28 protein-coding genes are annotated in these 24,931 nt (G+C 52.5%); 15 read left to right on the top strand and 13 right to left on the bottom strand.

Annotated features, from left to right (window positions below):
- Position 1: 1 nt before the first annotated feature.
- The 3 genes from tsf to HMPREF2696_RS07220 form a co-directional block, all read right to left on the bottom strand.
- Positions 2-856 (bottom strand): translation elongation factor Ts, encoded by an 855-nt coding sequence (gene tsf / locus HMPREF2696_RS07230; RefSeq protein ID WP_002223203.1) that lies wholly within the window; start codon positions 854-856, stop codon positions 2-4.
- A gap of 123 nt (positions 857-979) precedes the next feature.
- Positions 980-1,708 (bottom strand): 30S ribosomal protein S2, encoded by a 729-nt coding sequence (gene rpsB / locus HMPREF2696_RS07225; protein WP_002230071.1) that lies wholly within the window; start codon positions 1,706-1,708, stop codon positions 980-982.
- Between the two features lie 177 nt (positions 1,709-1,885).
- Positions 1,886-2,128, bottom strand: coding sequence for a hypothetical protein (locus tag HMPREF2696_RS07220; protein WP_004520263.1), 243 nt, complete (start codon positions 2,126-2,128; stop codon positions 1,886-1,888).
- A 78-nt stretch (positions 2,129-2,206) separates the two neighbouring features.
- Between HMPREF2696_RS07220 and HMPREF2696_RS07215 the strand changes: the two genes are divergently transcribed.
- On the top strand, positions 2,207-2,797 hold the full coding sequence (locus HMPREF2696_RS07215) for a 5-formyltetrahydrofolate cyclo-ligase (RefSeq protein WP_070588228.1): 591 nt from the start codon (positions 2,207-2,209) through the stop codon (positions 2,795-2,797).
- 95 nt (positions 2,798-2,892) lie between these two features.
- Complete coding sequence (locus tag HMPREF2696_RS07210; RefSeq protein ID WP_070588227.1) at positions 2,893-3,480, top strand: GNAT family N-acetyltransferase; 588 nt, start codon at positions 2,893-2,895, stop codon at positions 3,478-3,480.
- A gap of 173 nt (positions 3,481-3,653) precedes the next feature.
- Here HMPREF2696_RS07210 and HMPREF2696_RS07205 read toward each other — a convergent pair whose 3' ends face one another.
- The 5 genes from HMPREF2696_RS07205 to amgK all read right to left on the bottom strand — a co-directional run bounded on the left by HMPREF2696_RS07205 (position 3,654) and on the right by amgK (position 9,179).
- Positions 3,654-5,243, bottom strand: coding sequence for a tannase/feruloyl esterase family alpha/beta hydrolase (locus HMPREF2696_RS07205; protein ID WP_053088472.1), 1,590 nt, complete (start codon positions 5,241-5,243; stop codon positions 3,654-3,656).
- A gap of 103 nt (positions 5,244-5,346) precedes the next feature.
- Positions 5,347-5,478 carry a phenolic acid decarboxylase gene (locus HMPREF2696_RS12015; RefSeq protein WP_079453712.1) on the bottom strand — a complete coding sequence of 44 codons (132 nt, stop codon included), beginning with the start codon at positions 5,476-5,478 and terminating at the stop codon, positions 5,347-5,349.
- Between the two features lie 79 nt (positions 5,479-5,557).
- Positions 5,558-6,016: a hypothetical protein gene (locus tag HMPREF2696_RS07200; protein ID WP_049336864.1), complete on the bottom strand. Its 459-nt coding sequence runs from the start codon at positions 6,014-6,016 to the stop codon at positions 5,558-5,560.
- A gap of 178 nt (positions 6,017-6,194) precedes the next feature.
- Positions 6,195-8,090, bottom strand: a complete 1,896-nt coding sequence (gene mnmG, locus HMPREF2696_RS07195) for a tRNA uridine-5-carboxymethylaminomethyl(34) synthesis enzyme MnmG (protein ID WP_070588225.1) — start codon at positions 8,088-8,090, stop codon at positions 6,195-6,197.
- Positions 8,091-8,174: 84 nt separating this feature from the next.
- On the bottom strand, positions 8,175-9,179 hold the full coding sequence (gene amgK, locus HMPREF2696_RS07190; protein ID WP_070588223.1) for an N-acetylmuramate/N-acetylglucosamine kinase AmgK: 1,005 nt from the start codon (positions 9,177-9,179) through the stop codon (positions 8,175-8,177).
- Between the two features lie 69 nt (positions 9,180-9,248).
- Here amgK and HMPREF2696_RS07185 point away from each other — a divergent pair, with 69 nt between their 5' ends.
- The 3 genes from HMPREF2696_RS07185 to HMPREF2696_RS07175 all read left to right on the top strand — a co-directional run bounded on the left by HMPREF2696_RS07185 (position 9,249) and on the right by HMPREF2696_RS07175 (position 13,550).
- Positions 9,249-11,648 (top strand): LPS-assembly protein LptD, encoded by a 2,400-nt coding sequence (locus HMPREF2696_RS07185; protein ID WP_367119520.1) that lies wholly within the window; start codon positions 9,249-9,251, stop codon positions 11,646-11,648.
- Positions 11,645-12,634: a peptidylprolyl isomerase gene (locus HMPREF2696_RS07180; RefSeq protein ID WP_070588220.1), complete on the top strand. Its 990-nt coding sequence runs from the start codon at positions 11,645-11,647 to the stop codon at positions 12,632-12,634. The genes HMPREF2696_RS07185 and HMPREF2696_RS07180 overlap by 4 nt, the downstream gene beginning before the upstream one ends.
- 106 nt (positions 12,635-12,740) lie before the next feature.
- Positions 12,741-13,550 carry an alpha/beta hydrolase gene (locus HMPREF2696_RS07175; RefSeq protein ID WP_070588219.1) on the top strand — a complete coding sequence of 270 codons (810 nt, stop codon included), beginning with the start codon at positions 12,741-12,743 and terminating at the stop codon, positions 13,548-13,550.
- Between the two features lie 257 nt (positions 13,551-13,807).
- Here the strand turns inward: HMPREF2696_RS07175 and HMPREF2696_RS07170 are convergent, their stop codons facing one another.
- Both HMPREF2696_RS07170 and rsmI read right to left on the bottom strand, forming a co-directional pair.
- Complete coding sequence (locus HMPREF2696_RS07170) at positions 13,808-14,440, bottom strand: DUF1269 domain-containing protein (RefSeq protein WP_049343748.1); 633 nt, start codon at positions 14,438-14,440, stop codon at positions 13,808-13,810.
- A 219-nt stretch (positions 14,441-14,659) separates the two neighbouring features.
- Positions 14,660-15,547: a 16S rRNA (cytidine(1402)-2'-O)-methyltransferase gene (gene rsmI, locus HMPREF2696_RS07165; RefSeq protein WP_070588217.1), complete on the bottom strand. Its 888-nt coding sequence runs from the start codon at positions 15,545-15,547 to the stop codon at positions 14,660-14,662.
- A 65-nt stretch (positions 15,548-15,612) separates the two neighbouring features.
- Here rsmI and HMPREF2696_RS07160 point away from each other — a divergent pair, with 65 nt between their 5' ends.
- The 6 genes from HMPREF2696_RS07160 (at position 15,613) to HMPREF2696_RS07135 (ending at position 19,460) form a co-directional block, all read left to right on the top strand.
- Entirely contained in the window at positions 15,613-15,960 is a 348-nt protein-coding gene (locus HMPREF2696_RS07160; RefSeq protein WP_004520250.1) for a YraN family protein, read from the top strand.
- A gap of 4 nt (positions 15,961-15,964) precedes the next feature.
- Complete coding sequence (locus tag HMPREF2696_RS07155; protein ID WP_004520249.1) at positions 15,965-16,558, top strand: phosphoheptose isomerase; 594 nt, start codon at positions 15,965-15,967, stop codon at positions 16,556-16,558.
- Positions 16,559-16,631: 73 nt separating this feature from the next.
- Positions 16,632-17,243 carry a BON domain-containing protein gene (locus tag HMPREF2696_RS07150; protein ID WP_039862284.1) on the top strand — a complete coding sequence of 204 codons (612 nt, stop codon included), beginning with the start codon at positions 16,632-16,634 and terminating at the stop codon, positions 17,241-17,243.
- 67 nt (positions 17,244-17,310) lie between these two features.
- Positions 17,311-17,916: a prolipoprotein diacylglyceryl transferase gene (locus HMPREF2696_RS07145; protein WP_070588216.1), complete on the top strand. Its 606-nt coding sequence runs from the start codon at positions 17,311-17,313 to the stop codon at positions 17,914-17,916.
- 63 nt (positions 17,917-17,979) lie between these two features.
- Positions 17,980-18,759, top strand: coding sequence for a type I methionyl aminopeptidase (gene map / locus HMPREF2696_RS07140; RefSeq protein ID WP_036493672.1), 780 nt, complete (start codon positions 17,980-17,982; stop codon positions 18,757-18,759).
- A gap of 404 nt (positions 18,760-19,163) precedes the next feature.
- Complete coding sequence (locus HMPREF2696_RS07135) at positions 19,164-19,460, top strand: helix-turn-helix domain-containing protein (protein ID WP_003680641.1); 297 nt, start codon at positions 19,164-19,166, stop codon at positions 19,458-19,460.
- A 94-nt stretch (positions 19,461-19,554) separates the two neighbouring features.
- Here HMPREF2696_RS07135 and HMPREF2696_RS07130 read toward each other — a convergent pair whose 3' ends face one another.
- From HMPREF2696_RS07130 to HMPREF2696_RS07120, 3 genes are read right to left on the bottom strand one after another with little or no spacing between them, the layout of a single operon-like run.
- On the bottom strand, positions 19,555-20,505 hold the full coding sequence (locus tag HMPREF2696_RS07130) for a YheT family hydrolase (RefSeq protein WP_070588215.1): 951 nt from the start codon (positions 20,503-20,505) through the stop codon (positions 19,555-19,557).
- 12 nt (positions 20,506-20,517) lie between these two features.
- Positions 20,518-21,144, bottom strand: a complete 627-nt coding sequence (locus HMPREF2696_RS07125; protein ID WP_070588213.1) for a phosphatase PAP2 family protein — start codon at positions 21,142-21,144, stop codon at positions 20,518-20,520.
- Positions 21,144-21,944, bottom strand: coding sequence for a competence/damage-inducible protein A (locus HMPREF2696_RS07120; RefSeq protein WP_070588212.1), 801 nt, complete (start codon positions 21,942-21,944; stop codon positions 21,144-21,146). The genes HMPREF2696_RS07125 and HMPREF2696_RS07120 overlap by 1 nt, the downstream gene beginning before the upstream one ends.
- A 110-nt stretch (positions 21,945-22,054) precedes the next feature.
- On the opposite strand from HMPREF2696_RS07120, the gene argG reads away from it, so the two are divergent.
- The 4 genes from argG (at position 22,055) to HMPREF2696_RS07100 (ending at position 24,927) form a co-directional block, all read left to right on the top strand.
- A complete protein-coding gene (gene argG, locus HMPREF2696_RS07115) occupies positions 22,055-23,398 on the top strand; it encodes an argininosuccinate synthase (RefSeq protein ID WP_070588210.1) in 1,344 nt (447 codons plus the stop codon).
- A 43-nt stretch (positions 23,399-23,441) separates the two neighbouring features.
- A complete protein-coding gene (locus HMPREF2696_RS07110; RefSeq protein ID WP_036493650.1) occupies positions 23,442-23,657 on the top strand; it encodes a DUF4177 domain-containing protein in 216 nt (71 codons plus the stop codon).
- A 45-nt stretch (positions 23,658-23,702) separates the two neighbouring features.
- Positions 23,703-24,299, top strand: a complete 597-nt coding sequence (locus HMPREF2696_RS07105) for a DUF4240 domain-containing protein (protein WP_003749374.1) — start codon at positions 23,703-23,705, stop codon at positions 24,297-24,299.
- Between the two features lie 178 nt (positions 24,300-24,477).
- Positions 24,478-24,927 (top strand): DUF3290 domain-containing protein, encoded by a 450-nt coding sequence (locus HMPREF2696_RS07100; protein ID WP_049336847.1) that lies wholly within the window; start codon positions 24,478-24,480, stop codon positions 24,925-24,927.
- Positions 24,928-24,931: the final 4 nt, after the last annotated feature.

Here is a 24,931-nt window from a genome sequence, read left to right as displayed (position 1 = left end):
CTTACACTTTAGCAGCGGCAGCAACTTCGGCTGCGTAGTCAACAACAGCTTTCTCGATACCGTCGCCTACTTTGTAGCGTACGAAGCTGATCACTTCAGTGCCGTTTTCTTTAGCGAATTGGGCAACAGTTTGGTCAGGGTTCATCACGAACGCTTGGCCGTTCAGAGTGATTTCAGCCAAGAATTTGCGGATACGGCCTTCAACCATTTTAGCGGCGATGTCGGCAGGTTTGCCGGAAGCGATAGCTTGTTCAGTGTAGATGTGGCGTTCTTTTTCAACGGTTTCAGCATCTACTTCGGCTTCGCTTACGCATTGTGGTTTAGCGGCAACGATGTGCATACCGATTTTGCGTGCTACGTCTTCAGAGCCTTTGTACTCAACCAATACGCCTTCGGTAGCCAAAGCACCGTGGATGTAGGCAACCAGTTGGTTGGCAGTGTCGATCACTTGGAAGCGGCGAACAGACATGTTCTCGCCCAATTTAGCGATGATGGCTTTGCGTTCTGCTTCAACCAGTTCGCTCAGTTCTTCAACAGAAGCCGGTTTTTTCTCGGCAGCAGTTTTAGCAACGAAGTTGGCAAATTCTACGAAGCCGGCGTCTTTAGCAACGAAGTCGGTTTCGCAGTTTACTTCAACCAATGCGCCGACATTGCCGTTGATCGCGTAAGCCAATACGCCTTCGGCAGCAGTACGGCCAGCCAGTTTACCGGCTTTCGCACCAGATTTAATACGCAGGATTTCTTCGGCTTTGTCGAAGTTGCCTTCAGCTTCAACCAAGGCTTTTTTGCATTCCATCATGCCCAGGCCGGTAGCGGCGCGCAGGTCGGCAACCATTTTTGCAGTAATTTCTGCCATTTTGAATCTCCTAGATTTTTGGGAACACGGCCATTGCCGTGTTTGGAAATAGTGGCCGTCTGAAACGGATTTCAGAACGGGATTTGAGAAAAGGGGCATAACGCCCCTCTTCTGTGTACCGAATTACTCGGCAGCAGCTTCTTGGGCAGCGGCTACAGTTTCTTGCAGCGCTTGGTTTTTGCCTTCCAAAACTGCGTCAGCGATGCCGCGGCAGTACAGGCGGATAGCTTTAGCGGAGTCATCGTTACCAGGGATAACGTATTTCACGCCGTCAGGGCTGTTGTTGGTATCGACTACGGCGATAACAGGGATGCCCAGTTTTTCAGCTTCAACCAGAGTACCTTTTTGGTAGCCGGTATCGATAACGAAAATCGCGTCAGGCAGGCCTTTCATGTTTTTGATACCGCCCAAAGAACGTTCCAGTTTTTCAACGTCGCGTTGCATTTCCAGAATTTCTTTTTTGTTGAAACCGCCTTCAGCAGCGTTTTCCAGGGCAGCAGTTTTTTCTTCCAGGCGTTTGATGGATTGCTTAACGGTTTTGTAGTTAGTCAGCATACCACCCAACCAGCGGTAATCAACGAAAGGCATACCGGCACGGGTAGCTTCTTCGCGGATGATGTCGCGGGCTTGGCGTTTAGTACCTACGAACAATACTGTACCTTTGTTGGCAACCAGACGACGTACGGCTTCTTGCGCCTCTTGGAACATCGGCAGGGTTTTTTCCAAGTTTACGATATGGATTTTGTTGCGCGCACCGAAAATGTATTGAGCCATTTTCGGGTTCCAGAAACGGGTTTGGTGACCGAAGTGAACACCGGCTTCAATCATCTGACGCATAGTAATTTGAGACATGTTATTTCCTTGAAAGGGTTAAAGAGCACACATTCAATCGCATAGAACTTGATAGGCGGCGCCTATTGTCAAGCACCCTTCGGCGAAAGTGGGCATAAGTTTTAAAAAATAAAAGAGTGTTTCCGAAATGGAAAACTGACGGATTATAGCGGATAAGAGGCCGTCTGAAAAGGGATTTTATACCTTTCCGTCCTGTTTTTCATCCGTCTGTACCGCCTTTTGGCGAGCCGCTTCAAACTCCGCCTGCTCCTGCCGTTTCATCAGGCGGTTGCGGCGGCGGATGGTCACGACGAAGACCGTGAACACGGTGGGCAACACTGCCCAAAAAACCAAATAAATCAACGCGCGTGCAATACTCGGCTGCGCGGCGGAAAACATCACGGCAACAAAAAGGTAGCCGATGGCGACAATGTGCCACATTGTGTGCGTCCTGTTTGAATGTTAACAAAATCGTTATAATCGCAACATTCTACCGCAATCCCGAAAGGCCGTCTGAAAATGAGGAATCCCGAAAAATCGGCATTACGCAAACAGTTCCGCCGCGCACGCGCCCAAATGAGCGCAGACGAGCGCAACGCCGCCACCGAAACCATCAACCGCCTGCTCAAGCCCTACATCAAAAAAGGACGGAAAATCGGCGTGTATTGGCCGATGGGCAAGGAATTGCGATTGGACGGCTTTGTCCGTGCCGCACAAAAACGCGGCGCAAAACTCTACCTGCCCTATATCGAACCGAACACGCGGCGGATGTGGTTCACCCCCTACCCTGCCGACGGCGCCAAACAAGAACGCAAACGCGGCCGCGCCAAATTGCATGTCCCCCAATTCACCGGCAAAAAAATCCGCGTCCACCAACTCAGCCTACTGATTGTCCCCATCGTCGGCATCGACAAACGCGGCTACCGCCTCGGACAAGCCGGCGGCTATTACGACGCCACTCTCTCCGCCATGAAATACCGCCTGCAAACCCAAACCCTGGGCGTAGGCTTCGGCTGCCAACTGACCGACACACTGCCGACCGAACCGCACGACCTGCCGCTGGACGGGTTTGTATCGGAGTTGGGCGTGCTGGTGTTCAAACATCATTAATCAATAGCTTTCAGACGACCTCAGAGATGCTGTCCGCTAAGACACTATAAAAGGTCGTCTGAAAACTCAAACTATCAAATACAAAGGAAACCTCCATGACTGATTTCTCATCCACTCCCGTTTTATCCTTTGACCGCGTCCGTCTCGAACCTTTAACAACGGCACACGAAGCCGGTTTGCGCGAAGCAGTTTGCGACGGCGAAGTTTGGAAGCTGAACGTAACCACCGTGCCCGAACCCCACCAAGTAGCTGACTATATCCGCACCGCCATACAAACCCGCCTCGCCTTTGCCGTCATCGACGAAGACACGGGAAAAATTGTCGGCTCAACTTCGCTTTACCACATCGACCCCGCCATCCCACGCCTCTACATCGGTTTCACATGGTATGCCCTGTCGGCACAGCGCACGCACATCAATACCGCCTGCAAAATCATGTTGCTCGACTACGTTTTCGACACTTTAAACTGCCGTTGCGTCTGCTGGCAGACCGACAACCTCAATACCGCCTCCCAACGCGCCATCGAACGCTTGGGTGCACACCAAGACGGCATCTTGCGCTGCCACAAGCTGCGGAAAGACGGCAGCGTGCGCGATACGGTTGAATACAGCCTGCTGCGTGAGGAATGGCCGCAGGCAAGGGTAAAACTGCTCGAAAAAGCGGCAGCTTATGACGCGTCCTGAAAAAACGTTTGCTTCTTCATTTTTTCATCAGAACACACCCATCTTGCTGACAATCTGAACTCTTTAAAAAATTAATGAAATAAGGTGCAATACCGTCAATCCCCTGATAAATAAAGGCCGTCTGAAAGTTTCAGACGGCCTTTATTCTGTTTTATATTTCTCTTTTACATCAATCAGCGGCATTCAAAGCTATCTGCTTTATTTTCATTCCCGCCGGTATAAGTGGCGACTTTCGGATAGGCGCAAATCGGCATTTGTTTATTCGGGAAGGATTTCCCTTGTGCAATCATGCGCTCGGGGGCTTGGTTTTTGCCATGCCAATTTTCCAAAAGTGTGAGCGGATCTACATCATTGAAGGCTTGGCCACCGCCGCAGTGGTTCATGCCGGGTATCATAAACAGGCGGCTGAAGCTTTGGGCGCTTGGCGTGTCGGCATTCATTTGGCGGAACCATGCCACTTGGTCTTTGGCGGAAAACACGGGGTCGGACACGCCGGTGATCACAATCAGTTTGCCGCCGCGTGCGCGGAAGCTGCTCAAATCGGTGGACACCGCATCGTTAATTGCGCCGGTTTGGTATGTTTTGGGCGTATCGCGGTCAAAATCGAATTTGCTCAAATCAAAGTTCGGCATGGCGGGAGTCATGAAATACCAAGTAAGCGAACCTGCGCCGAGCGTTACGCCGCGTGAATCAGGCTTGGCGGTTTGCGAGCTGCCGAGCTTCCATTTACGCCAGTCGGGCTGATTCATACCCACATCGTAATACCAGCCGCTGTAAATCTGGTTGCCGCGTGAGTCGCGTGCGCCGTCCATCACGGCTTTAAGGGCTGCGGTTTTGGCGGGGGAGAGACCGGCGTGTTCGGCTTTGAAATCGCAGCTTTCCCATGCGTTAATCACGCCGTCTTTCAGACCGTCGCGTGCGTCGCAGCGGTTTTTCACCGCTTCGCTCACTTTGTCCAAATCAGCTTGGGTCAGGGCATTAGCCAGGATTTTGTTGCCCTGCGCGTCTTTGGGGGCAATTTTCATGAACTGTTGATAATCCCACTGTTGGGCGACGGCAGCACGCGACAGACGGAAGCCGGGATTGGCGGCAATCACACCGTCAAATTCTAAAGGATAGCGTTGTGCGGCCATCATCGCTTCACGTCCGCCGTTGGAGCAGCCCATGAAATAGCTGTGTTTCGGCGCAACGGCATACATCTTTTGAATCAAATGCTTGGCAACGACGGTTACTTTTCCTGTGGACTGGTAAGCGAAGTCTAAACGCGCCTGCTGGTCTGCGCCGAAGTTGGGCGTGGGCGTGGGGTGGCCGCCGTCCATAGAAACTACGGCATAACCGCGCATCAGCGCTGGCGTAGCGGTAGAGGTGCGTACGGGGATACTACCCACGGCGGGCGCAACAAAGCCGTCCACCCCGCCACCGCCTTGAAACAGGAAACCTCCGTTCCAATTTTCAGGTAGCCTGAGTTGGAATTTCGTGCCGTAATGCTTGCCGTCTGCACCGGTGCGCGCGCCAATTTCGCCTTCCACCACGCAATGCGGTTTGGACTGTAAGACATTGGTTGAACCACCAGTGAGGGAAGACATTCTGTCGGCACTGATTTCGCCGTTCGACCATTCGGCTTTAGTGATGACAGTATCGGTGATAGAGATATTTTTCAGGGTAATGCACTGCTTTTGTGCATTTTGAGCGGGTGCTGCATGAACAGCAGAAATTCCGGCCAAAAATAGCACGGCAGCAAATGGGGAAAGTCGGGGTTTCATTGATACAGCTCCAATTTGAAGGTGGGCTTAAGGAATTTAAAAATTCCCGTAACTGAAAAATAAATTGATAAAACTGTCTGGAATGATATTTTTAGACTGCCTTTCAAGGGCGAGTATGGTAATCCATATGTTCGGCATTTTTTACATAAATTTCATAATTCCAGCCGTTATCATAGGGATAAATCAGATGTTTACCGACTAAACCTCTTGAATCTTGTGTATCAAATGTTGCAATTTTACTCCTTTTTACTATTTATCGAGTATTAGTGCCGTAGCAACTGTATTTTTTACCCCGTCGGGCAAAAATACAGTTGCTACAGAATACGGCTTTTCCAAGCTTGAAACTGATGAAATCCGTTTAAAAGCAGCATTTGCAACTCTTCTCCAGAAGATATGACGGTATAGTTATCACTATATTCTTCCGGCAAATGTTGTGCAGTGTCTTGTTCTAATAAGATCAATAAGGGTTCAGTATCGCTAAATTGCGGATTAACAATCACCCAATCCGCAGCATGGCACAACTCATAGATGAAACTACACTCCTCATCCGTTAAATATGCATGGCCAATATTTCCTTCAAACTGGCATTCCCTATCATTGAAATCCGTTATTTCCAAATCTGTGGAACAGTTATCAAACTCTAAATAGTTGCCGTCCTTATCACGAAGGCAGCTATCTAGTCCCCTGCTGTTTAAAAATGATTTTGCACCTTCACGGTTGCCGTCTACCTGTTCGCCATTTTCAAAGCGGTAAAAATATAGGGAAAAGCCCATTGTTACTCCTTATTTAATTTTCAGGTTGGGTTTTACACATCAATTTTAATGTGTAGGCTGCTTTTGTAGACTTTGAAAACCTACCGCAAGTCAGATTCTTGAATCTGACATCTTGTAGTAACAGATGTGTCGAAACACAAGAATTATCCGACCTGCGGCTGCTCCGCGTTCAGGTAACTTACTTCGCATCTTTAAACCCGCGCTTCAAATGCACCATCAGCAAAGCCACTGCTGCGGGGGTTACGCCGGAAATGCGGCTGGCTTGGCCGACGGTTTCGGGTTTGTGCTGGTTGAGCTTTTGCTGCACTTCTGCCGACAAACCTTTAACCTTGCTGTAATCAATATCCTCGGGCAGCTTTAAGGTTTCGATGTCGCGGCGGCTGTCGATTTCTTCGTTTTGGCGGTCGATATAGCCTTGGTATTTGACTTGGATTTCGACTTGTTCGACCACGCTGTCGGCAAGTGCGGTTTCAGGTTGTGCGTCGGGCAGGGTCATCAGCGCGGCGTAGTCGAGGTTCGGACGGCGCAGGAGGTCGTGCAGGTTGGCTTCGCGGCTGAGTTTTTGGCCGAATACGCGCAGCTGCTCTTCTTCGGCGAGTTTTTGCGGCGTGTACCACGTTGTTTTCAAACGTTGGATTTCGCGTTCGATAGCTTCGCGTTTTTCGTTGAACATACGCCATTGTTCTTCACCCACCAAGCCGATTTTGTAGCCGTCCTCGGTCAGGCGCATATCGGCGTTGTCTTCCCTGAGTTGCAGGCGGTATTCGGCGCGGCTGGTGAACATTCGGTAAGGTTCGTTCACGCCTTTGGTGATGAGGTCGTCCACCAATACGCCGAGATAGGCTTGTTCGCGGCGCAACAGGAGCGGGTCTTGTTCGCGGATGTATTGCACGGCGTTTGCGCCTGCGAGCAGGCCTTGCGCGGCGGCTTCTTCGTAGCCGGTCGTGCCGTTGATTTGTCCGGCAAAGAAGAGGCCTTGGATGGTTTTGGTTTCGAGGCTGGCTTTAAGGTTGCGCGGATCGAAATAGTCGTATTCGATGGCGTAGCCGGGGCGCAGGATATGGGCGTTTTCAAGGCCTTTCATGCTGCGCACAAGGGCGATTTGGATGTCGAACGGCAGGCTGGTGGAGATACCGTTGGGGTAGTATTCGTGCGTAGTCAAACCTTCTGGCTCAAGAAAAATCTGGTGGCTGTCTTTATCGGCGAAGCGGTTGATTTTGTCTTCGATAGACGGACAATAACGCGGGCCGACGCCTTCGATTTTGCCGGTAAACATCGGGCTGCGGTCGAAGCCTGAACGGATAATTTCGTGTGTTTTCAAATTGGTATGCGTAATCCAGCAGGACACTTGGCGCGGGTGCATATCGGCGCTGCCGCGTACAGACATTACGGGAACGGGTGTGTCGCCGGGCTGTTCGGTCAGTTGGGAGAAATCAATCGTGCGTCCGTCAATACGCGGCGGCGTGCCGGTTTTCAGACGGCCTTGCGGCAGGTTCAATTCGCGCAAACGGCCGCCTAATGATTTGGCGGCTGGATCGCCCGCGCGGCCGCCTTCGTAGTTTTCCAAACCGATGTGGATTTTGCCGGACAAAAACGTGCCGGCGGTCAACACGACAGCGCGTGCTTTAAACTCCACGCCCATCGCAGTAACCACGCCGCTGATGCGTTCGCCGTCGAGCGTTACGTCTTCGACGGCTTGTTGGAAAAGGTCGAGGTTTTCTTGGTTTTCCAACATTTCGCGGATGGCGGCTTTATATAGGATACGGTCGGCCTGCGCGCGCGTAGCTCGCACCGCCGCGCCTTTGCTGGCATTCAAGCGGCGGAATTGGATACCGGATTTGTCGGTTGCCAATGCCATTGCGCCGCCCAATGCGTCGAGTTCGCGTACGAGGTGGCCTTTGCCGATACCGCCGATGGAGGGGTTGCACGACATTTGGCCGAGGGTTTCGATGTTGTGTGAGAGCAGCAGGGTTTGCGCACCCATGCGTGCGGCGGCAAGCGCGGCTTCGGTACCGGCATGGCCGCCACCGACGACAATCACGTCGTAGGTTTTGGGGTAAATCATGTAAGTCATGTTTATGTGTTCTGTAAAGGTTTCAGACGGCCTTTTGTTGATCAGGCCGTCTGAAAAGTGGAATCAAATCTTAAAAAACCAAGCTTAGAAGGTATAGCCTGTTTCCAATTCGTCATCGCCAACCAATTCGACCAGCAACGCATACAGCGGCGCCAAATCGTTGTAACGGCGGGATACGCGGCGCAAGTAGTTCAAGAAGCGCGGGATTTCAGGACGGTATTTGTCTTTGCCGTCGCGGTAGTACAGACGGGCAAAAATACCGGCCACTTTCAAATGGCGTTGTACGCCCATCCATTCAAACCAGCGGTAGAACTCGTCAAACTCGGCAGGCACAGGCAGCTGGGCAGCGCGTGCTTTTTCCCAGTAACGGATGACCAAGTCCAATACAAATTCTTCTTCCCATTCGATAAATGCATCGCGCAGCAGCGACACCAAATCATAGGAAATTGGGCCGTAAAGCGCGTCTTGGAAGTCCAACACGCCCGGACGGCCTTTTGCCAGCATCAGATTGCGGACAATAAAGTCGCGGTGGACATACACTTTAGGCTGAGCCAACAGGGGCGGCAGCAGCATATCGACAGTTTGCTGCCACAACTGGCGTTGTTTGAAGGTCAACTCGCGGCCCAATTCTTTGGCCACAAACCATTCGGGGAACAGGTTAATCTCGCGCAGCATGACTTCGCGGTCGTATTCCGGCAGTTTGCCGGGTTGGCTGGCTTTTTGTAGTTCGATCAGTTCATCGATGGCTTCGAGCAGCAGAGCTTTGTGGGCGGTTTCACTGTTTTCCTGATTCATGGCGGTCAGGAATGTGGTATTGCCCAAATCGTTCAACACCATAAAGCCCAACGCTTCATCCACATGAAGCACTTGCGGCACATTAACCATATTAAACAGTTTTTGCACTTTCAAATAAGGCGCAACACTCATCTTCTCAGGAGGCGCGTCCATACAGATGACGGTCTGGCCGTCTGAAAACGTCGCACGGAAATAGCGGCGGAAGTCGGCATCGGCTGCCGCAAAGCTCAATTCGAACGGCTGGTTCGGGTAAACAGACTCCAGCCAGTTTTGTAATTCGGTTTGTCGTTGCATAGCGGTATCGCAGAATTTCAGGTTACAATAACCGCTATTCTAACTGGCAAACCGATTTAAGGGGCGATTTTGGCTCGTTTATTTTCACTCAAACCCTTGGTACTCGCCTTAATTATGGGCTTTGGCGCAACAGCCGTGCGCGCGGAAGATGCTTCTGTTCCGCAGGCGGAAGACTATACCCCTGCCCACGCCGCCGAATCCAAACCGGCAAAAACCGGCCAAAGCGAAGCCGACCCGCTTTCTTTGGGCAGCACTTGTCTGTTTTGCGACCATGAAGATGCCAAGCCGGCCGAAACCGCCGAAATCAAACGCAGCGGCGAGCCTGCCCTGCCTGCCGATTACACCCGCGTCAACGCCGATAAAATAGAAGGCCAGACCCAAGTCGGCGTCCGTGCCGAAGGTGACGTCATTGTCGAGCGCAATGCCGATGTTCTCAACGCCGATTGGGCGCAATACGACCAAGCCGCCGATACCGTTACCGCCGGCGACCGCTTCACCCTGTATCAAAACGGTTCGACCGTATCCGGCGACCAATTGGTTTACAACCTCAAAAACCAAACCGGTTCCGGCACCGCCGTGCGCCTCAATACCGAACAAGGCGGCCGCCGCCTTCAAAGTGTCAGCGAAAAAGCCGAACTCAAAGGCAAAGGCCTCTACAAACTCATCAATACCAAATTCAACACCTGTTCGCCCGGCGACGCCAGCTGGTATATCCAAGCCCAAAGCATTGAAGCCGATGAATCGACAGGCATCGGCGTGGCCAAACACGCTTCGCTGGTATTCGGCGGCGTCCCCGTCCTCTACACGCCTTGGGCGGACTTCCCTATCAACGGCAACCGCAAAAGCGGCCTGCTCGTTCCGACCATTGCCACCGGTTCAGACGGCCTTGAGCTGAGCCTGCCCTACTACTTCAACCTTGCCCCAAATTTGGATGCCACCATCCGCCCGGGCATCATCAGCAAACGCGGTGTGCAACTGGGCGGCCAAGTGCGTTATCTGCAGCCGAATTACAGCGGCGAAGTCGATGGCGACTGGATGCCGAACGACCAAAAAAGCGTCCACAACAACCGCTACCAGTTCAAATGGAAACACCAGCAGCAGCTGAACAGCAAAATCAGCGGCGGCATCAACTACAACCAAGTTTCCGACGACGATTACTACCGCGACTTCTACGGCCGCGAAGACATCGCGCGCAACGTCAACCTCGACCGTCAGGCATGGCTCAATTACAGCGACAAACTGTTGGGCGGCAGCTTCGACGGCTCGTTGCGCGTACAAAAATACCAAACGCTGGCCAACCAAGACGGCTATAAAGACGAGCCTTATGCCATCATGCCCCGTCTGACCGGCCGTTGGCAAAGCCATCTCGGCAAAGCGCAACTCAACGTATTCGGCCAATTCACCCGTTTTGACCACGATACTAAGCAAGACGGCAGCCGCGTGGTGCTCTACCCGAGCGTCAAATGGGACTTCCACAACCAATGGGGCTACATCCGGCCTAAAGTCGGCGTACACGCCACTTATTACAGCCTCAACAGCTTCAACGGCCAAAGCAGCCGCAATGTCAGCCGCGTCCTGCCGATCATCAACGTCGACAGCGGCCTGACCTTCGAGCGCAGGGCCCGGCTCTTCGGCGGAGAATACCTGCAAACGCTCGAACCGCGCCTGTTTTACAACTACATTCCGACCAAGTCCCAAAACGACCTGCCCAATTTCGACAGCTCCGAAAACAGCTTTACCTATTCGCAGCTGTTCCGCGAAAACCTTTATTCCGGCAACGACCGCATCAATTCGGCCAACAGCCTGACGCTGGCCACACAAAGCCGCATCCTCAACCCCAACACCGGTGCGGAACTCTTCCGTGCAGGTATCGGCCAGAAGTTTTACTTCAAAAACGACAACGTCCTGCCTGACGGCAGCGTCAGCCGTTATCCGCGCAGCCAGTCCGACTGGGTAGCCTTTGCACACGGCAACATTACCCCGAGCATCCGCATCGACTTGGACATCCACTACAACCAAAACCAAAGCCGTGCCGAAAGCTACGCCGCAGGGATTGCCTACAACCCCGAACCCGGCAAAGTCTTAAGCGCGCGCTACAAATACGGACGCAACGAGCGCATCTATCTGCAAGCCAACGGCGACTATTTCTACGACAGACTCAGCCAAATCGACCTTGCCGCCCAATGGCCGTTGAGTAAAAACCTGTACGCCGTTGCCCGTTACAACTACGAAATCGAAGCCAAAAAACCACTGGAAATGCTCATCGGTGCAGAATACAAAAGCAACTGCGGCTGCTGGAGCGCAAGCTTGGTCGGCCAACGCTATGTTACCGGCGAAAACAGCCACAAAAACGCCGTATTCTTCAACCTCCAACTCAAAGACTTGAGCAATATCGGCAACAACCCATTCGAAAAACTCCGCTTAGCCATCCCCGGTTACAGCAAAACCAACGAGGTAGTCAAACAATGAACTTCAAACCCCTGATTCTCGTCGCCGCACTCACTTTCGCAGTAGGCGCACACGCCGCCCCTAAAGCCAAAGCAGGCAAAGCGCGCGCAGCCAAAGCAGCTGCCGTCAGCGCCACCACCATGCCTGCCGTACAAAGCGGCGTACATCTTTCAGACGGCATTGCCGCGGTTGTCGACAACGAAGTCATTACCCACCGCCAAGTAGCGCAAGCCGTAGCGCAAGCGCGTCAAACCATGCCTAAAGGCACGCAAATGGACGCCAACGAGCTGCGCCAACAGGTTTTGGCACAAATGATCAACCAATCCCTGATCCTCCAAGCAGGCAAACGCCGCAACATCCAAGCGACCGATAGCGAAATCGAAGCCGTTATCGCGCACAACCCCAACATCAAAAACCCGTCTGCCGCCGTCCGTCAAGACATCGCCGACAGCATTATTGTTGAAAAAGTGCGCCAACAAGCCATCATGCAAAACAGCCGCGTGAGCGACTCCGAAGTGGCACGCTACATCGAGCAGGCCAAACAACAAGGCGTCACCCTGCCTGAAGCAGACCCTGTGCGCCAATACCATGCCCAACACATCCTCATTAAAGCCGACAACGACAATGCCGCCGTCGGCGCAGAAAGCACCATCCGCAAAATCTACTCACAAGCCCGCAGCGGCGCAGATTTCGGCGGTTTGGCACGCCAATACTCGCAAGACAGCAGCGCCGGCAACGGCGGCGATTTGGGCTGGTTTGCCGATGGCATGATGGTTGCTCCATTTGAAGAAGCCGTCCACAAACTCAAACCCGGCCAAATCAGCGCCCCTGTCCGCACCCAATTCGGCTGGCACATCATCAAGCTGAACGACGTCCGCGAAGCAGGTACGCCTGAAGAGCGCCAACAAAACGCCGTCCGCCAATACCTGTCCCAACAAAAAGCGCAACAGGCGACCACCAACCTCCTGCGCGAACTGCACAGCAGCTCCTACGTTGACGTACGCTAATCGCGCGTATTGTTAAAAAGGCAGAAATCCGTACAATAAGGCCGTCTGAAAACCATTGTTCAGACGGCCTTTTCCCTTAAGCAACCATTGATTAAAGCACCCCATCATGTCCATCCGTCCCGACTGGCAAGCCGCCACCCTGCTGCAAGCCGAAGAAACCGCCCTTACTTCCACCCACACCGGCCGCACCTACCGCATTCAAGCCGCGACACTCGGCGAGCGTCCGGCAGGCGGCTATCCCGTGCTGTATATTCTTGACGGGGATGCCTTTTTCCCTGCTATCCTCAATATGGCGCAATCCCTGCTCATCAACCCCATCACCAAAAGCCATGCCGCCTGTCTGATTGTCGGCATCGGCTACACCGGCGGCACCATCCGCGACTTAAGCCAACGCGCCCTCGACTACACGCCGCCGCTGCCCGACAACGCGCCCGAATCCGAACGCAAACAATACGGCCAAGCCGAACGCTTCAGCCGCTTTATCGATGACGAACTCTCCGCCCTGCTCAACAGCAAATACCGCATCGACACCCAAAACCAAGCCGTCTTCGGCCATTCGTTCGGCGCACTGTACGGCCTCTATTCCCTGTTCACCCGTCCCGAACGATTCCGCCATTATTTGCTGGTTTCGCCGTCTATCTGGTGGCAAGACCGCCGCGTGCTCGATTGGCTGCCCGACACTTTGCCGCAAGGAATCGGCATCCGCCTCGGCGCAGGCGAGCATGAAGGCAGAAACAACCGTCCCGACCAAACCAGCCGCGGCATGGTCGCACAAGCCAAAATCCTTGCCGGCACTTTGCACCACCTCGGCGCGGATGTCCGCTTCACCCTCTACCCCAACGCCAATCACGGCAACGCCCCGTTTTACGCCCTGACCGACTGCATCGAATATTTGCGCAGCGCATGGCAGCGTTGAAGCAGGTTTGCCAAACATTGAGGCCGTCTGAAACGCAAACTTAGAAGCGTATTGAACCTATTGGATCGATCTAAAATCCAATTATAAAAAGGCCGAGACCTTTGCAATAACATAGGTTGAGACCTTTGCAAAGGTCTCGGGGCATGAAAAAGGGAGAGGCTACCTGAAAAATAGATTTTCAGGTAGCCTCAAACCGGTTTGGCATGCATCCGAAACGGAAAATTTGAGCGGTTACATACCTTGGGTTGGTGGCAGTGTTATTTCAACTTGGCTGCCAATTTGTCGAATTTTTGTTTGATGTCGGCCTTGAAGGCTTCCACTTTCCCTTGGCGTTCGGCTTTGCGTTCGGCTTTGCGCTGTTTTTTCCACGCTTCGTGTGCCTGACGTGCCACTTCTTTCTCCGCTTCTATTGCTGCCAATACCTCCTCTTGGGCAACGGCTGCATCTTGCCGGAGAATAACGGTTTTGAAACGGTGGAAGAAAGCATCCAATATAGCTTCGTTGAGTTCTTGCGCCAAAATAATGATTGCAGTACTGCCGTTATCCAGTTTTTTGGCTGCATTTTCCAGCAACGCCCCCTCTCCCAATGTTTGGGCAGTGCCTACATCACTGCCGATGAGTGCGCCAGTAGCTCCACCCAACAGAACACCGATAGGACCGCCGAGGATGCCGACCAGTGAACCAATGAGGCCGCCCGTCCATGCGCTTTCGGCCGTATTGGCGGTAAAGTCGGTGCTTTCTGCTGGGATAATCAGACCATTTTCCTTTTTAATCAAAACGGCTTGTGCCACCAAAGCATCTGTTGTCTGCGAGTAAGCTTTCAATTCAGAAAAGGCTTGATAAGCTTCGCTGGAGATGTCGAATAAGGCAACGATGATATTTTGTTTCATAAGTCCACTCCCGTAGATTGAAAGATTTAAGAACATACTAGTTGTATGCAGTGTCATTGTAAATTACAAGGGGGGGGGGGGAGCAATGCGGCAAACAGAACTTTACCTATATAAAGCCTGTAGAACCGGCAAACGGATAACGAACAATACCCAGTTTTGCCTGTAGGAAATCGTCGCATCGTTCACACCACAGGTTGAGAAAAATAAGCCTGCAAGACCTCAAGCGTCGTCTGAAATCCGTTTCCACTCCAACGCTAAATCATACAGCGCCTTTTTATTCTCGCCGGTAATCTTGGCGGCAAGCTCGGCAGCTTGTTTGGTCGGCAACTCGGCCGCAAGGATTTTCATGGTATTTTGCGCCGCCTCGGGCAAATCGCTGTGTTTCTCTTTCACCGAAGGGTGCAACACCAGCACCATCTCGCCGCGCGTTTGGTTGCTGTCGTTTTTGAGGGCGGCTTGGATTTCGGCAACCGTGCCGCTGAGGAAGGTTTCAAACGTTTTGGTGATTTCGCGCGCCAAAGTCAAACGGCGTTCGGGAAACTGTGCGGCCATATCCGCAAGGCTTGCCTCGATGCGGTGCGGCGTTTCAAACATCACAATCGGAAAATCGGCTTCCGCCCATTTGGCCAGCAGCTTTTGGCGTTCGCCAGCCTTAGGCGGCAAGAAACCATTGAAGTAAAAATCGGATTCCGTCACACCGGCCACGCTCAACGCCCCCATGACCGCGCTTGCGCCGACCACAGGCACCACTTTAAATCCGGCTTCGCGCACGCGGGCAGCAAGTTTTGCACCCGGATCGCAAACCGCAGGCGTACCCGCATCCGAAACTTGGGCAACGCTCAGGCCGTCTGAAAGATAGGCGATGATTTTGTCGGCCATTTGCTGCTCGTTGTGTTCGCGCACGCTCACGAGTTTTCCCTGAATGCCGTACGCACTCAAAAGCTGGGCGGTAACACGGGTGTCCTCGGCGCAGATCATGTCGGCCTTTTGCAGCACGGCCAGCGCACGCAACGTTATGTCGGCTAAATTGCCGATGGGTGTGGCGACAACGTATAATGTCTGTTTTTCGATGCTGTCGACGGCTTTTTGCAGGTGTTTTGTGTACATAGATTCAAGGCCGTCTGAAACGGCGTCTCTTTAAAAACAATAATTATATAACGGGTAAACTTTTCATGCGCTTAAACCACAAACAGGGGGCGGCGGCCGAAGATGCGGCGCTGGCATTCCTGCTGGGCAAAGGCTACTCGCTGCTGGCGCGGAACTGGCATTGCGCCTACGGCGAAATCGATTTAATCGTCAAAAACGGCAGTACGATTGTGTTTGTTGAAGTAAAATACCGCAAAAACCGAGGTTTCGGTGGTGTCGCATACAGCATCTCGCAGTCCAAATTATTGAAATTGCAACGAAGTGTAGAGTATTATCTGCAAAAGCACGGGTTAAACCATGCGCCCTGCCGCCTGGACGCGGTATTGATTGAGGGCGACGGCCCGCCCGAATGGATTCAAAATATTACAGGTTAACCTCATGACAACATTACAAGAACGCGTTTCCGCACATTTTGCCGAGAGCATCCGCTCCAAGCAAGAAGCCGAAAAAGTACTGGTCGAGCCGACTGCACAGGCTGCCGAGCTGATGCTGCAATGCCTGATGAACGACGGCAAAATCCTGGCCTGCGGCAACGGCGGTTCGGCTGCCGACGCGCAACACTTCGCCGCAGAAATGACCGGTCGTTTTGAAAAAGAACGCATGGAATTGGCCGCTGTCGCACTGACAACAGACACTTCCGCCCTGACCGCCATCGGTAACGACTACGGTTTCGACCACGTATTCAGCAAACAAGTGCGCGCGCTCGGACGTGCCGGCGACGTATTGGTCGGCATCTCCACCTCCGGCAATTCCACCAACATCATCGAAGCCATCAAAGCGGCACACGAGCGCGACATGCACGTCATTGCCATGACCGGCCGCGACGGCGGAAAAATCGCCGCCATGCTCAAAGATACCGACGTTTTGCTCAACGTCCCTTATCCGCGCACTGCCCGCATTCAGGAAAACCATATTTTGCTGATTCACGCCATGTGCGACTGCATCGACTCCGTCCTGCTTGAAGGCATGTAACCCTTTCTTTTCAGACGGCCCATCCCTTAAAGGCCGTCTGAACACCCAACCGTCCATACCCAAGGAAAAGGATATGAAGAATATCAAACGCTACGCCCTCCCCGTTCTGACCGCGACCCTCTTGAGCCTGAGTCTGAGCGGCTGCGTCGGCGCACTGATCGGCGGTGCAGCCGTCGGCACCAAATCCGCCGTCGACCGCCGCACCACCGGCGCGCAAACCGACGACAACGTTATGGCACTGCGCGTCGAAACCACCGCACGCTCCTACCTGCGCCAAAACAACCAAGTTCAAGGCTACAAGCCCAAACTGAACGTTGTCGGCTACAACCGCCACCTGCTCCTGCTCGGCCAAGTGGCTACCGAAGGCGAAAAACAATTTGTTGAACGCATCGCCCGTTCCGAACAAGCCGCAGAAGGCGTGTACAACTACATCACCGTTGCCTCACAAGCGCGTTCGCTCGGCGATGTGACTAACGATACCTGGGGCACATCCAAGGTCCGCGCCACCCTGTTGGGCCTCAGCCCGGCCACCCAAGCACGCGTCAAAATCGTGACTTACGGCAACGTGACCTATGTGATGGGCATCCTCACGCCTGACGAACAAGCCCGCGTGACCCAAAAAGTCAGCACGACCGTCGGCGTACAAAAAGTCGTGACCCTCTATCAAAACTACGTTGCCAACTGATTCACAGGCAACCCGGGGCCGTCTGAATATTCAGACGGCCATTCCTCCAACGATTACCCGACCCATCATGTCCAAGAATAATAAAACCCCTTTCCAACTTAAGCCCAAACACCTAATCCGCGCTTTATTCCTTGTCAGCTTTATTGCCGTCGCAGCCCTCGTCGCCGGCGTATTCAGCACCCTAAACTCCGGTAAAACCGACGTACCCGAAAAAAGCCCTGCCGAACAAACCGACACACGCATTGAAGTTTGGCGCCCCAACGGCACTGTCGAACCTGAAACCGTCCAACCCGCCCAAGAAGGCGACGAAAAAACTGCTTCCGGCAACCCGGTTGTTCCCCAAACCGAAAAAAGCGACAAAGCCGAAGAAGGTGCAAAAAACGACCGTCCTGCCGCACACCGCGGCAAACGCACAGAAAACAAACGCGCCGAAACCGACAAATCAGAAAAAACACAATCCGACAACAACAGCCCTACCGCTCAAAACACACCTCAAGCAGACAGCCAGCCGGTAGCAAACAAAGCCGCAGACAGCAAACCGGCCGCACAAGCAGCAGAAAACAAACCGGCAAAAGCCAAAGCCCCCGAGTCCAAACCGACTCCCAAAGCCGAGCCTGAGGCCAAACCACAAACCAAACCGCGCAATAAAGACAATCTCGACAACCTGTTTTAAACAGACGGCACACCCGTCCCGTTCAGACGGCCCCCATGCCGTCTGAAACAAGAAGGAAACCTCATGGACAAAGTCATCATCAAAACCCCCGAAGAAATCGAAAAAATGCGCGAACTCGGCCGCTTGGTCGCCGAAGCCCTCGACTACATCGGCCAATTCGTCAAACCCGGCGTCACCACCAACGAAATCGACAAACTCGTTTACGACTACCACGTCAACGTCCAAGGCGGTTATCCCGCCCCCCTCAACTACGGCAACCCGCCCTACCCGAAATCCTGCTGCACCTCCGTCAACCACGTCATCTGCCACGGTATTCCCGATGACAAGCCGCTGAAAGAAGGCGACATCGTCAACATCGACCTGACCATCAAAAAAGACGGCTTCCACGGCGACTCCAGCCGTATGTTTACCGTCGGCAAAGTCTCCCCAATTGCCCAACGCCTGATCGACGTGACCCATGCCTCCATGATGGCGGGTATCGAAGCAGTCAAACCCGGCGCCACCCTCGGCGATGTTGGCTATGCCTGCCAACAGGTTGCCGAAAATGCCGGCTACTCCGTAGTTCAAGAATTCTGCGGCCACGGCATCGGCCGCGGTTTCCACGAAGCGCCGCAAGTGGTCCACTACGGCCGCAAAGGTCAGGGCCTCGTCCTCAAACCGGGCATGATTTTTACCATCGAGCCGATGATCAACCAAGGCAAACGCCACCTGCGCATCCTGAACGACGGTTGGACAGTGGTCACCAAAGACCGCTCCCTTTCCGCCCAATGGGAACACGAAGTCTTGGTTACCGAAACCGGCTACGAAATCCTCACTATCAGCCCTGCCACCGGCAAGCCTTAAACTTGAGAAATTTTCAGGCCGTCTAAAAATACAGATTCAGACGGCCTGAAATTTATCCGTTTTCCCGACCCGTCAAACCGAATAAAAGCTCAAAATTAAGTTTTTACCCATAATGAATTGTTTAGTTATGTAAAAATTTGCCCACGCCATATTTAAGATAATCGCATAATTTAATGATTTATATGCCAAAAATTATACGAAATAATGAATTAAGAAATATTTACACAAATTATGGCAAACAGCGGCAAACTTCTTTCGAATATACTGTCTAATTATCTAGATCAGTCATTTGCAATACGCCCACATATCACCCCAAAAGCCTACAGGAAAAGGGATGCCGGCATTCTTGCAGACCCATTTTTATGCCTAGAGGCATGCAACAAATACCACAATAAGGAAGATTCATGAAATCGTTCGAAAAAATTGAAAACATCCGTGATATCCGTAAAAAACTCGGCCTGAACCAAATGGACTTCTGGAGCCGCATCGGTGTGACTCAATCCGGTGGTTCCCGTTACGAATCCGGCCGCAATATGCCTAAACCTGTACGCGAATTGCTGCGTTTGGTACACATCGAGCGCGTCGATTTGGCTAAAGTAAACCGTGACGACTTGGCCGTTGCGTCCTTGCTGAAAAACCGCGACCCTGAGTTGTACGCTTCTCTGAAAAAAGAAGCCAAAGCCGACAACAAAGGAAAATAATCAAGCCATTCAAAAGGCCGTCTGAAACTTGTTTTCAGACGGCCTTTTTACTTTCTACACTCTAAGGGTATGTCGCATACATGTCCTTTTTCATTTACGGCTGATACTGCTTGAAATAGTCCAACACCGTTTGCGGCAGCCATTGCAGATTCAGACGGCCCCGATCGCGGCTAACGAAGCCGACATGACCGCCGTATGCCGGTTGCAGCAGCGTAACGGCCGAGGACACGTCCCGCCCGGTCGGCAGGGCTTCCGGCGGCAGGAAAGGGTCATTGACGGCATTGAGCAGCAGCAGCGGCGTCTCCACGCCTTTCAGAAACGGTTTGCAAGAATTGCGGCGGTAGTAATCGTGGCGGTCGGCAAAACCGTGTAACGGCGCGGTAAAGCGGTCGTCAAAATCGCCAAGCGTTTTGCAGTTTTGCTGGCTTAAGGCCGCCTGAAACCGGGGAATCGCCTGGGCTTTCGGCAACAGCGAATTTAAAAAATAGCGCGTGTAAATCAAGCGCGTCATGCCCTGATCAAAACGCGTACCTGCCGCTACCGCATCAACCGGTGCGGAAACGACGGCAGAAGAGCGCGGAACGGCATTGCTGCCCTGCTCGCCCAAATATTTGGCCAGGGCATTGCCCCCCAAAGAAACGCCGACGGCATAGATGGTTGAATAGCGTTGTGCCAGCGTGTTGAGCATAAAGGCGATTTCGGGCGTATCGCCTAGGTGGTAGAACACGGGCGCGGTGTTTTCTATGCCGCCGCAACTGCGGAAATGGGCAACCACGCCGTTCCAACCGCGCTGCTGTACGGCTTTCATCAACTCGACCGCGTAATGGCTCTCGCTGCTGCCTTCCAGTCCGTGGAACAAAACCACCAACGGCGCATCGGGGTCGGCACTGTCGACAAAATCGTAGGCAACTTGGGTTTTGCCGGTACTGTCGGGCAGAAGCTCGCGGCGGTAGTCGGGCGCCTTGCCTTGCAGCAACTTGGCAAATAGAGTGTCGGCATGGCCGTTTCTGAGCCAATAAGGCGTGTTGGGTGAACGTGTATTCATAATTCGTTTCTTCTATTTTTCAGACGGCCTGAAGATGAGCATATACACCAACAAGGCAGTCAGCGTGCCGTTGGTCCAGCCTGCCCAAACGTCGGTGGGATAATGCACGCCCAAATAAATGCGCGAAAACCCGGTCAACAGGGCAAAGGAAATACCGCCTATCCAAGCGGCGCGGCGGTAGCGCGTGCGGCGGCAAAGCAATATCAGCATGACGGCAATGGCGGCGGAAAACGTACTGTGGCCGCTGGGGAAGGAAAAATTGCTCTCTTCAATCAGGCGCGGCCAAAGCAGCGGACGTTCGCGGGCAAACCAAACCTTCACAATCAGCATGTTCAAAGTCGGCACCAATGCCGCCAACACGCAAAACAGTGCTTCGCGCTTCTTATCGGCAAAATACAGGGCTGCAGCGACTGCACCGATCAGCGGCACGGCAATCGCGGTTTTGCCCAGATAGTGCAACACGGTGGCAATCGGGTCAAACCATGTTCCTGCGTGGGCATGGACGGCGTGCATCAGCGGCGGCTCAAAAGCAAAGCCGCCATATTGCGCCAGCCAAATGCCGATGATGAGGGTCGGCGGCAAAAACAGCAAAGAGACAAAAGTCAGTGCGCGTCTGGATTGGGCTGGGGATAAGTGCATTATTCCACCGTTTCTTTCAAAGTCGCGCCAATCGCCTGCAAACCCTGCAACGCATCTTCCCACGCAGCATCCAACAAGCGGCAGGCCTCGCCTTCCGCTTTGATGCCGAATTCGATATGCGGCGGAGTATAACGGCCGTCTGAATCGGTACGGCCCACGGTGGGCAGACTGTACGAACGAACACCGGCGTAGGTACGCTCAAGATGTTCCATAATCGGCGTAATGCGCGATTCGGGTTGGTCGAACACATACACGCTACGGCTGCCGCGTTCGGTTTGGTTGAAGCGGTCGGCGTAATAAGTTTCCAATACCCACTCCGCCATCGGGTGCGCCATCACGGGGAAACCGGGGAAGAAATAATGCTCGCGGATGGAAAATCCGGCGATGTTGTTAAACGGATTGGGCACCAATTCCGCGCCTTCGGGAAAATCTGCCATTTTCAGGCGTTGGGCGTGTTCCGGCGAATCGAGCGGCTCGCCGCGTTTCCGGGTCACGCCTTCGATAAACTTGGCGGCTTCAGGATGGCGGACGACGGGCAAATCCAAAGCAGCCGCTGCGGCTTGGCGCGTGTGGTCGTCAGGCGTAGAACCAATACCGCCGGTAACGAAAGTCGGCAGGCCGTCTGAAAAACTGCGGCGCAGTTGTTTGACCAACAAATCGGGTTCGTCGGGCAGGTATTGCACCTGATTGAGCTTCAGCCCGTGCGATTCCAATAAAGATTTAAAAAAGGCGAAGTGCTTGTCTTGACGGCTGCCGTGCAAGATTTCATCGCCGATGATAATGAGGTTAAAAGCGTTCATGATGAGGTTTCTTTAATACGGCCCTCCGAACATTCAGACGGCCTAATTGCTGACAATGTATTCCATTTATAAGATAATGGTTTCAACTTTTCAAGTCTGGAGGAATCCCAATGAGCCAAAACCATACCATTTTACAAAATCTCCCCATCGGTCAAAAAGTCGGCATCGCCTTCTCCGGCGGTCTTGATACCTCTGCCGCGCTATTGTGGATGAAACTCAAAGGCGCGCTGCCTTATGCCTACACCGCCAACCTCGGCCAACCTGACGAAGACGATTACAACGCCATTCCTAAAAAAGCGATGGAATACGGCGCAGAAAACGCCCGCCTGATTGATTGCCGCGCACAACTGGCACACGAAGGCATCGCTGCCATCCAATGCGGCGCGTTCCACGTTTCCACCGGCGGCATCGCCTACTTCAACACCACGCCTTTGGGCCGCGCCGTGACCGGCACCATGCTCGTTTCCGCCATGAAAGAAGACGATGTGAATATCTGGGGCGACGGCAGCACCTACAAAGGCAACGACATCGAGCGTTTCTACCGCTACGGCCTCTTGACCAATCCCGCGCTGAAAATCTACAAACCTTGGCTCGACCAACAATTTATCGACGAACTCGGCGGTCGCCACGAAATGAGCGAATTTCTGATTGCCAACGGCTTCAACTACAAAATGTCGGTTGAAAAAGCCTACTCTACCGACTCCAATATGCTCGGCGCGACGCATGAAGCCAAAGATTTGGAATTCCTCAACAGCGGCATCAAAATCGTCAAGCCCATCATGGGCGTTGCCTTCTGGGACGAAAACGTCGAAGTCAAACCCGAAGAAGTCAGCGTGCGCTTTGAAGAAGGCGTGCCGGTTGCATTGAACGGCAAAGAATACGCCGATCCTGTCGAACTCTTCCTCGAAGCCAACCGCATCGGCGGCCGCCACGGCTTGGGCATGAGCGACCAAATCGAAAACCGCATCATCGAGGCCAAATCGCGCGGCATCTACGAAGCCCCGGGCATGGCATTGTTCCACATCGCTTACGAACGTTTGGTGACCGGCATCCACAACGAAGACACCATCGAACAATACCGCATCAACGGCCTGCGCCTCGGCCGCCTGCTCTACCAAGGCCGTTGGTTTGACAGCCAAGCCCTCATGTTGCGCGAAACCGCCCAACGCTGGGTTGCCAAAGCCATCACCGGCGAAGTTACCCTCGAATTGCGCCGCGGCAACGACTATTCGATTCTGAACACCGAATCGCCTAACCTGACCTACCAACCCGAACGCCTGAGCATGGAAAAAGTCGAAGACGCCGCGTTCACCCCGCTCGACCGCATCGGCCAACTGACCATGCGCAACCTCGACATCACCGACACCCGCTCCAAACTGGGTATTTACTCGCAAAGCGGTTTGTTGTCCTTGGGCGAAGGTTCCGTATTGCCGCAGTTGAACAATAAAGAGTAGAATCATGGGGGGCTTTAAGGCCCCCTTATTTTAAAGGAATAAAATGAAAGAATATAAAGCCGTCATTTATCAAGAGAACCTGCTTTCCAGCTTGATTTTCGGCAGTGCCAAAATCAATCCGGTCAAATTCAGCGATTTCCTCAACAGCCACGCCTCACAAGGCTGGAAGGTTGTTACCATGGAAAAAGACCAGCGCCGCATGCTGCTGTTTTTCGTGCGTGAAGCCTACGTCGTCATTTTGGAAAAAGAACGTGTTTAAACTCGGCGTCTATGCCTGTCTCGGATTATTCGGAAGATTGGAGCCATGACAATCAACGATTTTTGGAACATCATTGATCAAGCACGTCCTGAATCTCGCAATATTGGGGAATTCAACCAAAACTTGAATCGGTTATTGGAATCTTTACCAGATGAGGATTTATTATATTTCGATTATTTCTTTAAGATGTACGAATGCACAATCATTGCCAGTCCCAATAGATTAATTTGGTCTGCGCTATCTTTGGTGTACGGTGGTAAGCATAAATACAATACTTATGGCTTTGCAGCTTGGCTGATTTTGCAAGGTAAAAGCCACTATCTTGCTGTTTTACATGATGCCGATCGGCTGGCTGATACTGAAGCTACTCAAAACTATTGCAGTGGTAACTTGAAGGGGCATGAGCATGAGTTTCCTGAACAACGTTACTTGGCAGGCAGAATATACAGCAAGAGAAACCGCATCGGTATTCGCGCATTCGAAAAAACTACCAAAGAATTCGCCCCAAAAGCCAACACAGAGTGGCAAAAAATCGAACAGCAAGAATTAAACTCTCCCACCTTTCAGTCCAATAGAAATTGGACACTGGAAGATCTTGCCGTGATACTACCCAATACCTATCAAAAATATATATGTGTATGAATGTACAATTAAATACATATCCGAAAAGAAAATGAAAGACGACGGATTTATCAACTGATACCGCTTTAAAAACACCCTATTTTGAAAACTTAACGCAACATCCTTGTTTAATAGACAAGGCCGTCTGAAATGTAAGTTTCAGACGGCCTTATTACCCTTCCCAAATTTATCAAATACCATGAAATTCTTTTCTCACTTTTATCTTGAAAATCATATGTATTTCCACGACTACTTGAAATATATCCTGATTTTCGCCGCCCTCGTCATCCTCCTGCTCGCCGTATCGCAATACCTGCGCCACCGCATGGACACCAAATACCGCGACCTGAGCATTATTGCGCTGTTGTTGCTCATCCTCATCTGCGGCACGCAATATCTTTCATACAGCGAGCGTCAAAACTTTGCCGCCGATACTTCGCGCATGGTGGGTTTTCTCAATGCCTTGATTGAAAACCAAAAAGTTGAAAAACAAGACATCATCGTCAACAGCACGCGCCTGTTCAACGGCATGATTATCGGCATCAAAAACCAATACTACGAAGTCCATTTCAATCAAGACTTCTCCGCCTACACGCTGACGCCCATCAATTTGGTCAACAACAATATCGAACTCATCGATAAAGAATAACAGG

This window comes from Neisseria sp. HMSC058F07 (assembly GCF_001810035.1).
Classification (GTDB): Bacteria; Pseudomonadota; Gammaproteobacteria; order Burkholderiales; family Neisseriaceae; genus Neisseria; species Neisseria perflava.
Note: the sequence above shows the minus strand (reverse complement) of the source record. Positions and strands in the feature narration are given on the sequence as shown.

Bases quoted from the DNA above. Each gene is read 5' to 3' on its own strand.
- HMPREF2696_RS07130 (WP_070588215.1), bottom strand. From the start codon at position 20,505: ATGAATACACGTTCACCCAACACGCCTTATTGGCTCAGAAACGGCCAT.
- HMPREF2696_RS07155 (WP_004520249.1), top strand. From the start codon at position 15,965: ATGACAACATTACAAGAACGCGTTTCCGCACATTTTGCCGAGAGCATC.
- HMPREF2696_RS07105 (WP_003749374.1), top strand. From the start codon at position 23,703: ATGACAATCAACGATTTTTGGAACATCATTGATCAAGCACGTCCTGAA.
- HMPREF2696_RS07150 (WP_039862284.1), top strand. From the start codon at position 16,632: ATGAAGAATATCAAACGCTACGCCCTCCCCGTTCTGACCGCGACCCTC.
- mnmG (WP_070588225.1), bottom strand. From the start codon at position 8,090: ATGACTTACATGATTTACCCCAAAACCTACGACGTGATTGTCGTCGGT.
- map (WP_036493672.1), top strand. From the start codon at position 17,980: ATGGACAAAGTCATCATCAAAACCCCCGAAGAAATCGAAAAAATGCGC.
- HMPREF2696_RS07160 (WP_004520250.1), top strand. From the start codon at position 15,613: ATGCGCTTAAACCACAAACAGGGGGCGGCGGCCGAAGATGCGGCGCTG.
- HMPREF2696_RS07215 (WP_070588228.1), top strand. From the start codon at position 2,207: ATGAGGAATCCCGAAAAATCGGCATTACGCAAACAGTTCCGCCGCGCA.
- HMPREF2696_RS07200 (WP_049336864.1), bottom strand. From the start codon at position 6,016: ATGGGCTTTTCCCTATATTTTTACCGCTTTGAAAATGGCGAACAGGTA.
- HMPREF2696_RS07135 (WP_003680641.1), top strand. From the start codon at position 19,164: ATGAAATCGTTCGAAAAAATTGAAAACATCCGTGATATCCGTAAAAAA.
- rsmI (WP_070588217.1), bottom strand. From the start codon at position 15,547: ATGTACACAAAACACCTGCAAAAAGCCGTCGACAGCATCGAAAAACAG.
- HMPREF2696_RS07180 (WP_070588220.1), top strand. From the start codon at position 11,645: ATGAACTTCAAACCCCTGATTCTCGTCGCCGCACTCACTTTCGCAGTA.
- HMPREF2696_RS07110 (WP_036493650.1), top strand. From the start codon at position 23,442: ATGAAAGAATATAAAGCCGTCATTTATCAAGAGAACCTGCTTTCCAGC.
- HMPREF2696_RS07175 (WP_070588219.1), top strand. From the start codon at position 12,741: ATGTCCATCCGTCCCGACTGGCAAGCCGCCACCCTGCTGCAAGCCGAA.
- argG (WP_070588210.1), top strand. From the start codon at position 22,055: ATGAGCCAAAACCATACCATTTTACAAAATCTCCCCATCGGTCAAAAA.
- HMPREF2696_RS07100 (WP_049336847.1), top strand. From the start codon at position 24,478: ATGAAATTCTTTTCTCACTTTTATCTTGAAAATCATATGTATTTCCAC.
- HMPREF2696_RS07170 (WP_049343748.1), bottom strand. From the start codon at position 14,440: ATGAAACAAAATATCATCGTTGCCTTATTCGACATCTCCAGCGAAGCT.
- HMPREF2696_RS07210 (WP_070588227.1), top strand. From the start codon at position 2,893: ATGACTGATTTCTCATCCACTCCCGTTTTATCCTTTGACCGCGTCCGT.
- amgK (WP_070588223.1), bottom strand. From the start codon at position 9,179: ATGCAACGACAAACCGAATTACAAAACTGGCTGGAGTCTGTTTACCCG.
- HMPREF2696_RS07145 (WP_070588216.1), top strand. From the start codon at position 17,311: ATGTCCAAGAATAATAAAACCCCTTTCCAACTTAAGCCCAAACACCTA.
- HMPREF2696_RS07120 (WP_070588212.1), bottom strand. From the start codon at position 21,944: ATGAACGCTTTTAACCTCATTATCATCGGCGATGAAATCTTGCACGGC.
- HMPREF2696_RS07125 (WP_070588213.1), bottom strand. From the start codon at position 21,144: ATGCACTTATCCCCAGCCCAATCCAGACGCGCACTGACTTTTGTCTCT.
- rpsB (WP_002230071.1), bottom strand. From the start codon at position 1,708: ATGTCTCAAATTACTATGCGTCAGATGATTGAAGCCGGTGTTCACTTC.
- HMPREF2696_RS07220 (WP_004520263.1), bottom strand. From the start codon at position 2,128: ATGTGGCACATTGTCGCCATCGGCTACCTTTTTGTTGCCGTGATGTTT.
- HMPREF2696_RS07205 (WP_053088472.1), bottom strand. From the start codon at position 5,243: ATGAAACCCCGACTTTCCCCATTTGCTGCCGTGCTATTTTTGGCCGGA.
- tsf (WP_002223203.1), bottom strand. From the start codon at position 856: ATGGCAGAAATTACTGCAAAAATGGTTGCCGACCTGCGCGCCGCTACC.